Annotated in this window: 8 protein-coding genes and 1 tRNA gene; 6 read left to right on the top strand and 3 right to left on the bottom strand. The window is 44.1% G+C overall.

Translation table 11 applies throughout. From position 1 onward, the window contains the following. Positions 1–124 precede the first annotated feature (124 nt). Positions 125–1309: a DUF58 domain-containing protein gene (locus LC605_RS26615; RefSeq protein ID WP_229550500.1), complete on the bottom strand. Its 1185-nt coding sequence runs from the start codon at positions 1307–1309 to the stop codon at positions 125–127. A 277-nt stretch (positions 1310–1586) separates the two neighbouring features. Between LC605_RS26615 and LC605_RS26610 the strand changes: the two genes are divergently transcribed. The 5 genes from LC605_RS26610 (at position 1587) to LC605_RS26590 (ending at position 6332) form a co-directional block, all read left to right on the top strand. Continuing rightward, positions 1587–1671 (top strand) — tRNA-Ser (locus LC605_RS26610). A gap of 569 nt (positions 1672–2240) precedes the next feature. Next, the gene (locus LC605_RS26605; protein ID WP_229550499.1) at positions 2241–3422 is read left to right on the top strand and encodes a CapA family protein; all 1182 of its coding nucleotides are present in this window, start codon (positions 2241–2243) and stop codon (positions 3420–3422) included. 524 nt (positions 3423–3946) lie between these two features. Then, complete coding sequence (locus LC605_RS26600; protein WP_229550498.1) at positions 3947–4849, top strand: S1C family serine protease; 903 nt, start codon at positions 3947–3949, stop codon at positions 4847–4849. 17 nt (positions 4850–4866) lie between these two features. Beyond that, complete coding sequence (locus LC605_RS26595; protein ID WP_229550497.1) at positions 4867–5703, top strand: S1C family serine protease; 837 nt, start codon at positions 4867–4869, stop codon at positions 5701–5703. Beyond that, positions 5700–6332, top strand: a complete 633-nt coding sequence (locus LC605_RS26590; RefSeq protein ID WP_229550496.1) for a response regulator transcription factor — start codon at positions 5700–5702, stop codon at positions 6330–6332. The genes LC605_RS26595 and LC605_RS26590 overlap by 4 nt, the downstream gene beginning before the upstream one ends. A 481-nt stretch (positions 6333–6813) precedes the next feature. Here the strand turns inward: LC605_RS26590 and LC605_RS26585 are convergent, their stop codons facing one another. Beyond that, a complete protein-coding gene (locus tag LC605_RS26585) occupies positions 6814–7308 on the bottom strand; it encodes a hypothetical protein (protein ID WP_229550495.1) in 495 nt (164 codons plus the stop codon). Between the two features lie 168 nt (positions 7309–7476). On the opposite strand from LC605_RS26585, the gene LC605_RS26580 reads away from it, so the two are divergent. Further along, a complete protein-coding gene (locus tag LC605_RS26580) occupies positions 7477–8703 on the top strand; it encodes a glycosyltransferase family 4 protein (RefSeq protein WP_229550494.1) in 1227 nt (408 codons plus the stop codon). A gap of 662 nt (positions 8704–9365) precedes the next feature. Here LC605_RS26580 and LC605_RS26575 read toward each other — a convergent pair. Continuing rightward, entirely contained in the window at positions 9366–12461 is a 3096-nt protein-coding gene (locus LC605_RS26575; protein WP_229550493.1) for an efflux RND transporter permease subunit, read from the bottom strand. Positions 12462–12730: the final 269 nt, after the last annotated feature.

The raw sequence follows: 12730 nt of genomic DNA, 5'->3' as shown, positions 1-12730 counted from the left end.
CTTTTGTCCACTGTGATGCAAGTATTTTGGGCTATTTTACCTCCTTGTCTTGCACCTGAATATACTTCTAGAGTCTGATAATTTAGATACTGTCACCTTTTCTTTCTTTTTCAGCAAGCCCTACTTAATACGAATTTAATGTTTTTTGTAGCTGGGGTTGCAGTGGGCGTAGGCGTAGCCCGTCGGAGACATCGCTTTGTAAAACTATACCAGGATGATCCCAATTGATTACCCCTTGTTCTGCTGGTGAGGAAATATTCGGCCACAAAACCCAGCGACTACCTTGAGGAAGAGTAGCAAGGCTCAGGGGGTTTTGAGTCAGCCAAATCAAAGGATGGCTTTTAGGAACTACTGAACTGGCATCTTCTAATGCTCTGGTTGCTGCTAAGGTTTCTAAAACAAAACGCTCACCTTTAATTAAACCTGTTGATGCTGTCCAGAGTTGCACCTGTAACTGCTGTTTATGTGCATAAAAATACAGCGATGCTGCGGCAATTACTGCTTGTTCAAAGTTTTCTTCTTCCCACTTGGTAGGACTGTCAAGGGCAATAATTATTTCTTGTCCACCTGTCACCATTTCTAACTCTCGCACTCTTAATTCTCCATAGCGGGCGCTAGTTCGCCAGTGAATTAGACGGGTAGGGTCTCCGATGCGGTAGGGACGGAGCGATCGCACCAGCCCTGTTGTCGCTGTCTGCAACGGTCTACCACGAGGATCGCCTCTTTTGCTCTCTTCTTGCCCCATTTCGTCTACTAGGGGGCAGGTAGCCAAGGGTAACACTGTGGGATAGACGATCGCTGTAGCAGCACAGTCACGCTGACGCCGACACCAGAATAAGCCCAATGGCGCACCAGAACCCAGTTCGACTGTGTGCCAGCGATAAACACCCCGACGCACAGTAGGATGGTAATATACCCAACGGTAACTACCTTGGCTAGGAATTGTCTCGATTGCCTTTTGTACTGGTTTTCCTAAGACGAAGGGTAGTATATCTTCAACTTGCAATAAGCTTACAGGCTGCTGTGTCTGATTGCAGATTTCTAATTCCACCGTTAGATCGCTGCCTGCTGACACTGGCTGGATGGGACGGCGAGTGATAGATAGATTTGTGAGCGATCGCGGCGGTAAGATGGCTGCTACAACCAAAAGGGCAAAACTAATGCCGCTAATGGCGTATAGCCAACCAGCCATCGTATTGATACCTGCGCCAAAAAAACAAATAGCCGTTGCTGCTAGTACCCAACCGCCGTATGCAGGCGCACTGGCGCGGGTTTCTAGCCAATTGGTGATGATTTGGATGATTTTCATGTTTCTTTTTTAACCCAACACCACCCAAGATTCACAGTGTCTCAGAGGTTGGTCAAAAAAACCATATTTTCTATTTATTAAGATCTCTGAGCAAAGCTTGTAAGAAATGCGGGTTTTTCCATGCCTACACACCTTACTTAGACGTTGGCGTTCCTAAAGCATTGCGTAACGCAAAAAAAGTGATAATGCTATAATACTATAGGGAGTATGCTAAAATTTGCCTTACTTCAGGACATTTGAATCTAGAATAGATACTCAAATGTCTGAATAAATAGCTGGAGAGGTGTCCGAGCGGTTCATGGTGACGCACTCGAAATGCGTTTTGGGGAAACTCAACGGGGGTTCGAATCCCCCCCTCTCCGTTCAAAAAGATTACTGAACAACTAGTACACTAGTACAGCACGGCGTAAATAAACATACCATTTCAAATGCCGCAAGAGTTTGGAATACAATTATGCGTGAATGGGTGACTTCCGCCTTCCGCTAGTACTCCCTTCCCGCCAGAAGAATACCTAATTTTTTTACGAACCGCAAACGCGAGTGCGTCTCCCCTTCTCCCAAAGGGAGAGGCTAGCGCCAAGGGAGAAGGACGTGGCGTTTGAGGAACGAAACCCAACATTTTCTTTCTCTTTGTTGGGTAACGCATTGCTCAACCCAACCTACACATTTTTATTTTTAGTCTTAACCGAACCGTATTGGATTGACTAAGTACGTTGGCGCGAAAAAAGTCAAGTATGTTACGAAACGTAAATAAGCTTAAAACCTTTACTAATGACCAATGACAAAGGACAAATGACAGCCTTAGCCAGTTAACTTTAATTGCGCCAACCTACTTATCTACTTAGTCACATATTTCTCAAAAAACACTAAAATATACGCTAACAGCACAGATTTTTGGGATAAACTGATGCCATCGTGTGAGGAGTGAACGATGGTAAATCGCAACCTGGGGCGAGTATTCTCATTTAGTTTTATCAGCATCTGTTTATATCTGGGTATTAGTATAGGAGTGATTATCCGGCTTGGGCAATCACAGCGATTAAATGCTGCGATTAAACCTACTAAACCTGTGCGATTTCCATTAGTTATTCCTGAACTTACGCCATCAACAACAAAACAACAAACCTCTCAAAATACTATTACTATCAAAGCCGTTGGAGACATTATTCCCGGCACTAACTTCCCTAACCATAGATTACCTCCCTTTCGAGATCAATTATTACCAAAGTCAGTGAGAACTCACTTGCAAGGATCTGATATCTTGTTTGGTAATTTTGAAAGTAGCTTAACTAATTATCCCTATACTGCCAAAGATATTAGTCGAGGACAAGTATTTGCATTTCGCTCTCCACCTGTATATGCCCAGCTATTTGCTAAGGTTGGTTTTAATGTGTTTAATATAGCGAATAACCATGCAATGGACTTTGGCTCGGTAGGGTTCAAAGATACAATCAAAAATCTTGAGGCTGTAGGCATTGCAACATTAGGTCATAAAAATCAAATTCTTTATCTGGAGGCTAACAATATCCCTGTAGCAATGGTTGGGTTTTCTCCTTATGAAATGTATAATTCCATTCATAATTTAAGAGCAGCCAAAGCACTCGTAGCCGAAGCCAAAAATAAAGCCAACATTGTAGTGGTATCGATGCACGCTGGAGCCGAAGGAACGGGGGCGCTACACGTTAAGAACCAGACAGAGTTTTTTTATGGAGAAAACCGAGGTAATTCAATCAAGTTTGCTCGAAACATGATTGATGCAGGAGCAGACTTAGTGCTAGGTCATGGCCCTCACGTTCCGAGAGCAATGGAAATTTATAAGGGAAAAATTATTGCCTATTCTTTAGGCAACTTTTTGGGATATAAGACTTTATCTACAAATGCCCAAACAGGTGACTCAATGATTTTAGAAATCAAACTCAACTCTGCGGGAGATTTGGTATCAAGTAAAATTATCCCCGTGCGGATGGATCGGCAGGGAATCCCTTATGTTGATCAGCGTTTTCAGACTGTGAAACTTATCCGTTATTTGAATAATCAAGCTTTTCCCAAGAATCCGATGAAGATTAATAAGAAGGGGGAAGTTGTTGTAGAAAATCGGCTTGGTCATCCTTAAGCGTCGTTATTTTGAGCATACCGACCAGAGGACTTTTAAAACATCGTCTAAGCTCGACTTTATCCAAAATTAAGAACTCAGTTTTCTTTATGCGGCAAAAACCCTGGCTTTTTAGCAAATACTTTTTCCACTCTACAGGTTATCCATAAAATTCAAAAACTAAAACTACCGTTCCACAAAGGTTTCAACTTCAGCGTTCACGTAGCGAAAAAAATGGATAAAGTCGAGCTTAGAGGATGTTTGAAAAGTATTGGGCGAATAGAATTCGCTACTACACAAACTAAGTCCACCTGCGTGGACTAACACGAAATCAAGGTTTTTAACCTGCGTAGGCAGGTTTTGTTTGTATAGCCGCGACTTCTAGTCGCCCGGCGAGTAATAAATTAGACTTTTCAAACATCCTCTAAACAAGGCGAGCAATCCTAGCCATTTTTCTAGGATGAATTCTCCCCATTTTTCCAATGCCATCTCTGTTCAGAAAACGGCACTATCTGAATATCTAAGAACCTTTGCGGAAAAATTTTATGTCTTCATTACTGGCTTTGTCCAACAGTTTAGCTGACACCGTAGAAGAAGCTGGAAGTGCTGTGGTTGCTGTGAATGGGGGTACACGCTTTTCTCCAAGCGGCATTCACTGGCGTAATGGCATCATTATTACCTCTGATGAATCCCTCCAGCGCTATGACGATATCACCATCACTTTATCAAATGGTAGTACTGCACCAGTAACACTCATCGGTCATGATTCTAGCACTGATATAGCTGTTTTTAAACTAGAAAATCTAGAAATACCTGTGGCAAAAGTTGGCGATGCCAAAACGCTTAAAGTTGGTCATCTGGTACTAGGACTGGCAAGAGGTAGCGAAGGTGACTTAAGGGCGGCGATGGGTGCGGTCAGCGTGGTTAGCGGTGCTTGGCGGAGTATGAATGGCGGAAATATTGACCAATTCATCCGCCCAGACATTACCCTTTACTCTGGTTTTGCAGGTGGCCCCCTTGTAGATGCTGCTGGTTTTGTAGTAGGCATGAATACATCGGGACGGCGTGGTACTGCTTTAACTATTCCCACTGCTACAGTCGATCGCGTGGTTGACCAATTAGTAGCCAAAGGACGCATTTCCAAAGGCTACTTGGGTGTGGGAATGCAACCTGTACGCTTACCAAAGAACCTAAAAACTGCTCTAAATTTAAGTTCTGCAACTGGAGTAATTGTTGTCAATGTTGAGCCTTCTGGGCCTGCTGACAATGCAGGTGTGCTACTTGGCGATGTTTTGGTGACGTTGGATGGTGTAACTGTGGGTGATACAGGTGATGTACTGGCACTGCTCAATAGTAGCGATCGCATTGGTAAAGCTGTCAAGGTGCAAGTAGTCCGGGGTGGGGTGTTAATTGAGTTAGCGATCGCAATTGGCGAACGACCTTTGTAATTCGTAATTCCCATAACATGACAAATACAACATTAACTAACATCGCTGCTGAATTGACAGAGGTAGCTGCTACGCTACGCCATCGCACTGTCAAAGTGAAAAGCGGCTCTCTGGGAGTCGGTTCTGGTGTAATTTGGCAACCTGACGGACTAATTATTACTAATGCCCATGTGGCAACCAGCAACCGCGCAACTGTGGAATTGGCAGACGGAAGGGTATTTGATGCGGTGCGTACACAATTTGATCCACAGCAGGATTTAGCAGCCCTGAAAATTGTCGCCACTGATTTAACTGCTGCAAACATCGGTAATTCTGAGGCGCTACGAGTGGGTGAGTTAGTCTTGGCGGTGGGTAATCCCTTTGCTGACAGTGGTGCTGTGACAACTGGAATTATCTATGCAAATAATCCTCGGGCTGTTATGGCTGATTTGCAGCTGTATCCTGGAAATTCTGGAGGGCCGCTTGCCGACTGTCTCGGTCGAGTCGTAGGAATTAATACAATGATTGTTAATGGTTTGGCTGTGGCAGTTCCCAGCAACAGCGTTGAGGGTTTTTTACAGGGAAATAGTCGCCCGCAGCTGGGAGTTACACTGCAACCCGTGCTTTTAGGCAGGCGTAGCTTGGGTTTATTGGTGTTATCAATTCTACCTGGCAGTGCGGCAGAAACTGCTGGTGTGCAAATAGGCGATGTTTTAATTGGAGTTTCAGGACGATTATTCACTAGTATGAATGATTTAACCAAATATCTTCATGACAGTAAAGGATCTGTGCCGCTACAACTCCTACGCGGTGGGCAGCAATTAGTAATTTATGTTGCCGTGCAAGCTGGGAAAACTGCTGTGGAGGCGACATGATCCGAGTGATGGTAGTTGCCACTTCCCCTGTAGTACGAGCAGGGTTATCAGCCGTGGTAACTACCAATCCTCGGCTGACGGTTGTAGGTAGTGCATCGGATTTGGATGTATTGGCAAAGGAAGTTGGGCAATTACAACCAGATGTGGTGCTGGTAGATTTGAGCAGCAATCTTCAACAATCGGTGTGGGAAAAATTGCTGCTCATTCAAGAGGAACAATACTCATTAGGAATGATCGTCATTGTTGAAGAACTCGACAGCATCGACTTAGAGACGGCATTACGTTCTGGTATCCGGGGGATATTGCCCAGTCATAGCACAGAGTCAGAAATTGTCGCTGCTGTGGAGGCGATCGCTTTTGGTTTAGTAGTGCTGCACCCCGATGCCGTAGAATTACTGTCTATCCGAGAAAAAGTGGTAGCTAATCCTGTACAAACCTTGACACCACGGGAGATAGAAGTTTTAGGAATGCTGGGGTCAGGGTTGGGAAATAAAGCGATCGCTAAACTTTTGCATATTTCTGAGCATACCGTCAAATTTCATCTCTCATCCATTTTTCAAAAGCTCAGTGTCTCCAGCCGCACTGAGGCTGTTGCTGTGGGTGTCAGACTGGGTTTGATTATGCTGTGATCTGTAGTCATTAGCCCACCTTCCGCACCCTGGGGTGTCAGATAGTGTAATTACTAAGTTTTTGTGATTGTTGTAGTTGCAGATTATGCTCGTGCATCTTCATATTTAAGTTATTTTACTGGTTTTATGTATATTCAGTAGCTTTGTTTATGTCTAAAAACCAGTAAAAACCGATTGTGACAGTTGAGCGTGCGGAATGTAGGATTAGATATAAAAGACATCGCAATACGGTTCGGTTAAGATTTCTCCGCCTATGGCAACCCCTTTAAAAAAAGGGGGGAAAGGTTTTAGCCCCCCAATTTATCGGGGGGTTGGGGGGATCTTCCGGGGCAAAATATCACTAACCGAACCGTATTGCAATTTTTCCCATCGCAGTTCTTGGAGAACAATTATCACTTTACCTTGTTTTTGTTCTTAACCGAGAAGTATTGGATCAAGTCTTATTTGAATCGTATTGGGAGTAAGCCAGAGGTTTTGTAATCTATATTCTTGTCCAACTCCCATCATTGGGGTTAACACGCCATAATCCCTGACCTTGGGTGATATATAGCCAGCCATTTAAGGCTGTCATACTTGTAGAACCACTCCAATCCCCTGTTCCTAGTCTTATCCAACTCCCATCATTGGGGTTAGCACGCCATAATCCCTGACCTTGGGTGATATACAGCCTACCATTTAAGGCTGCCATAGCTGTGGAACCACTCCAATTACCTGTTCCTAGTCTTATCCAACTCCCATCACAGGGGTTAGCACGCCACAATCCCTGACCTTGGGTGATATACAGCCTACCATTTAAGGCTGCCATAGCTGTGGAACCACTCCAATTACCTAAAGTTGGTATTCGCGAACTCCCATTACAAGCTTCAGGTATCGCAAAAGCCTGATTAGTGGGGCTTATAAGCAAAACTGTAGCACTAGCTAAAAGAGTCATTAAACTTTGTGAAAGAGTGAATTTAAACTTCATAACAGTGTTCATTTACAAATACTCCAAACAGTTGTAAGTTCCAGTATTTAAAACAATTCTTCACAGGTATTGAGATTAAACTTGTGTGTACACTTTCGCCTTTTTAAAGGAGGCTACTAATGACATACAGCCTCTAATTAGGTCATGGTGTACATATATCACATTTGACTCGTCATTTATATGAACATTTTAATGCTATCTTCCACCTTTCCCTACCCACCAACACGCGGGGGAACCCAAGTTAGGACATTTAATTTACTCAAATACCTGAGTCAACGCCATACTGTTACCCTCGCAACTCAACGCGACAGCGATGTTACCGACGCAGAAATCGCAGGATTACGCGATTGTGTGGATCATCTAGCCATTTTTGAACGTCCGCCAGATTCTCAAAGGACTGGCATATTCGAGAAGATACAGCGATTTGGTAGATTTTTGCAACAGGGCACACCGCCAAGCGTACTCAACCGCTACTCAATTGCAATGCAAACATGGGTTAATAATTGGGTGGAAGCGGGAAAATGTGATGTAATTACCTGTGAACATAGCGTCAATGAAATTTATATACAATCGCATTTTCACCAACAGCTAAAAACCATAGTTAATGTTCATAGTTCCGTTTACGCTACCTGTCGGAACCAACTAGCAACCGGCATTTCGGAAAATTCCCTCAGAGACCAAATTAATCTGCCACTTTTGCGTCGTTATGAGCAAAGTTACTGTGCTAAATTTTCGGCAATTGTCACAACAACAGAAGAAGATAAAATTCAACTACAAGAGTTTAACCCCAATAGTGAAATTACAGTTATTCCCAATGGTGTAGACTTAGTTTCTTTCCCCAACCGTAGTAACGATCCAGGAGGACATTGCTTAATTTTTATTGGTGCAATGGATAATTTAGCAAATATTGATGCTGTCTGCTTTTTCAGCAAGGAAGTATTGCCAGAAATCCAAAAATTGTATCCCGATACAACTTTCGATATTGTCGGTTCTCATCCAGTACTAGAAGTTTTAGCACTTGCTCAAAAACCAGGAGTTAATGTGATTGGGCGTGTGCCTTCGATGGTAGAATATTTACATCAAGCCACCATTTGTGTTGTACCCATGCGAACTGGGTTTGGGATTAAAAATAAAACTTTAGAGGCAATGGCAGCTGGTGTACCCATAGTAGCTAGCGATCGCGGCTTAGAAGGATTAGCTGTCGATGGTGCTAGTTATACACTACGGGCATTACGAGCGAATAAACCCACAGAGTACGTCACCGCTATCAGTCAACTATTTGATCATCCACATCTGCGTTCAGAATTATCTCACAACGGCAGACAACTGGTAGAAACAGAATTTACTTGGGATATCGCTGGTAAAAGTTATGAACAAGTTTGTCGGAAGCATCCCAATTTTGCTTAAATCTTTTCCCTCATATCATGTCCGCATCATTAGTTATGATTCCCACAGTCATTGCACCCCACACGCCAGATGCACAACGAAGGGGAGACGCCAACAGTAGACATCTCCAGAAATTAATTATGCGTTGCCTGAAACCCTTGTAGAGACGTAGCACTGCTACGTCTCTACATTCATTTTAACCAGATGTCTAGTCATTTTACCCCACCCCTCAATCCCCTCCCCGTTCACGGGGAGGGGAGGTTTTGGCTTTAGACAAAACCGGGGTGGGGTGACGCGGATCGTGATGGGAAGTGAGTGAACTCTTAATCATTCCCAATACTGCTCGGTTAAGAAAAATCGTAGGTTGGGTTGAGGCTCTGCGAAACCCAACAAAGCCCCCCAAATGTTGGGTTTCGTTCCTCAACCCAACCTACACGGGTTAAGGTTTTTGGGCTTAACCGAGCAGTATTGTAATCATTCCTTGCTTGGGTTTCACGTTAAGTACACCTATGGGCCCAGCACTCCTTATGGGCGCGATGGTTGCTTACCAACGCCATAAGTAAGTCGCAAGAATAAACCAAGCTATATTACGAAACGTAAATACACCTTAAACCCTTATAAATGACCAAGGACAAATGACAAATGACAGCTTTAGCCAGTTAGCTTTATTTGCGTCGCTCTACTTAGTGCAATTTATCTTTAATCCAAGTTTGGAAGTTGTCAATGTAGCTAAATATCACTGGCACTACCACCAGTGTCAACAGAGTGGAAGTTGTGAAACCGCCCATAATGGCAATTCCCATTGGTTGGCGAACTTCAGAACCGGCGCCAATTCCTAATGCTAAAGGTAAAGTACCTGCGATCGTTGCGAGAGAAGTCATTAAAATCGGGCGCAGACGGGACACACCCGATTCAAGGAGGGCCTGACGTTGGGTTTTGCCTTGCTCCATGTTGATGATTGTGTAGTCAACTAACAGAATCGAATTTTTGGTGACGATTCCCAACAGCAACACCACACCAATCAGGGCATATATTCCCAAGGGTTTTTGAGCAACCATCAACGCTACCAATGTACCGCCTAAACAAAAGGGCAACGCTGCCATAATCGATAATGGATGGAGGAAGTTGTTATACAGCAGGACTAGAATTCCATAGATACACATTAATGCCAGCCCTAATGCTCCGCCAAAGCGACTAAAAATGTCTTGCATAATTTTGGCGCTACCAGAGGGTTGTTGTACTACCCCTGGGGGCAAGTTTTGCATCACAGGTAGTTTGTTGATTGTTTGTACAGCCTCTCCCAAAGAAATTCCTTGCAAATTGGCTTCTACTGCAACTTGACGGGCGCGATCGTAGCGGTTGATGGTAGCAGGGCCGCTACCAAAGCGGATATCTGCGACTGCTACAAGGGGAACCAATCGACCATTTTGACTGGGGACTTGCAGATTTGTAATTGTGTTGATGTCAGTCCGCGCTTTCGGGTCGATTTGGACACGAATGGGGATTTGGCGATCGCTCAAATTAAATTTTGCCAAGTTGGCCTCATTATCGCCGATGGTGGCAAGGGAAGCAGTCCGAGCGATCGCTTGCACTGTCACGCCCAAATCTGCGGCTCGTTGAGGGTTGGGAATTACCAAAATCTCTGGTTTAACTAAACTTGCACTAGAAGACACTTCTACTAATCCGCCTATGGATCGCATCTGCTTTTCTAGAGCATCAGCAGCTTGATTCAATGCTTGGGGATTTTCACTCCTGAGCACAATTGATAAATCTTTACTACTACCACCTGGTGATTGACTTTGGAAACTAATTCTCGCTCCTGGTATTTGCCCAAAGGAAGGGCGCACTTGTTCCTCAAACTGTTTTTGGGAAATATTTCTTTCTTCTTTGGGTTTGAGATTAATGGCAAGGTTTGCAGAATTGATTTCTTCTGTGGCTAGTACACGTTCAACTACTGGGTTTTGCCGAATGATGTCAGTCGCTTGCGTGACTACTTTGTTCACGTCTTCTAATGTGGAACCAGGAGGTAGTTCTATAGATACGTTGGAAATTCCAAAATCGCCATCATCAACGAAACCCTTGGGAATCAACGGAACTAGCATCACACTGGCAATGAAGAAAGCTAAGGCGATCGCCATTGTTGTCAATCTATGGCGTAACGCCCACTGTAAAAGTGATTTATAAGGTTGAAAGCGCCGAGGCTTTTCTGTTGTGGGTTTTCTGTTTTCCTGGTTTCTACCTGGAAGTGTAAATTTAAAATTAAAGAATTTTATTGCTCTCCCTGTTCCCCCACTCCCCTTCTCCTCTAAAAGATACGCCCCCATCATGGGCGTAACCATCCGCGCCACAAGAGTTGAGAAAATTGTGGAAACGGCAACGGTAACACCAAATGGTTGAAAAAATTGCCCCGGAATTCCACCCATAAAGGCAACGGGGAGAAACACCGCAATAATCGTTGCTGCACTTGCGATGACTGCTAATCCCACTTCGTCAGAAGAGTCAAAAGCAGCTTCCCAAGCTGACTTGCCCATAGTCATGTGCCGTTCCATGTTTTCAATTTCCACAACGGCATCATCTACCAAGTTGCCCACCGCCAGCGCTAATGCCAACAAAGTCATGTTGTTGAGGGTGTAACCAAGGGCCTGCTGCACTGCAAAGGTGGGAATTATTGATAAGGGTAAGGCAACAGCCGTAATTAATGTTGCTCGCCAGTCCCGCAAAAATACTAAAATAACGATGACTGCCAGCACCGAAGCTTGCATTAATTCGTCAATGGTGCTTCGGTAGGATTGGCGAACAATATCAGCTCTAGTAAAAATTAAATCCAGTTTGACATCTGGAGGAAGTGTTTTTTCCAGTTCTTGGATTGCTGCTTTCACTCCTTGTTCTACTGTCACCAGAACACTGCCGGTACTGCGCAACACCTGGAAAGCTACTGTAGGTTGATTATTCAAGCGGGCCGATTGACGCACGTCGGCAAATTTATCTTCTATGGTTCCCAGGCTGGATAAGGGTACGGAACCACCTTGTGGTAAGAGAATTTCGTAGGTTTTCAAAATATCCACACTGCTAGCACTTCCTAAAGTGCGGATACTTTGTTCACTACCACCAACTTCAGCACGTCCGCCAGGTAAGTTAATATTTAAGGCGCGGATTTGGTCGTTTACCTGGGTGGCGGTGATCGCTAGAGATTGTAAGCGATCGGGATTAAGATTAATGCGAATTTCTCGGTCAACCCCTCCCACACGCCGAATTTGGGCTACACCACGGACTCCTAATAAGGCGCGGCTAATGGTTTGGTCTACGAGGTTGCTTAATTCTTCTACAGAACGCTGATCTGATTTAACTGCGTAAGTAATCACCGGGCCGCCGGAAAATTCCAGGCGTTCCACAACGGGGTCGTTGATATTTTGGGGTAAGTCTTGGCGAATTTGAGCGATCGCATTTCGCACATCATTGGTGGCGCGATCGCTATCTGTACCCAAAACAAAATTGATTGTGGTCTGAGAATTCCCATCGCTGACAGTGGAAGTCATAAAGTCGATATTACCCAACCCGGCGACCGCATCTTCAATTTTTTTCGTTACTTGGGATTCTAATTCTGCTGGGCCTGCACCGGGTTGGGTGACTTTGATCAAAACTGTTGGCACATCAATATTTGGATTAATATCAATCCCCAAGGATATGAAGGAGAACCAACCCACAACCGTCAAAATTAAAAATAAAACTATGGTGGGAACAGGTTTTTTGATCGACCAAGCTGAGATATTAAAGGACATTGGAAAATTTTAGATTAGTCATTAGTCATTAGTCATTAGTCATTAGTCATTAGTCATTAGTCATCAGTCATCAGTCATTAGTCATTAGTCATTTGTCATTTGTCATTTGTCATTCGTCATTCGTCATTAGTCATTAGTTATTTCTCCCTCATCTCCCTCATCTCCCTCATCTCCCTCATCTCCCTCATCTCCCTCATCTCCCTCATCTCCCTCATCACCTAACATGGGAAGATTATGTATGGGTTACGTCCAGTCAACAATTCAATGCT

This window comes from Nostoc sp. CHAB 5836 (assembly GCF_020829445.1).
Classification (GTDB): domain Bacteria; phylum Cyanobacteriota; class Cyanobacteriia; order Cyanobacteriales; family Nostocaceae; genus Nostoc.
Note: the sequence above shows the minus strand (reverse complement) of the source record. Positions and strands in the feature narration are given on the sequence as shown.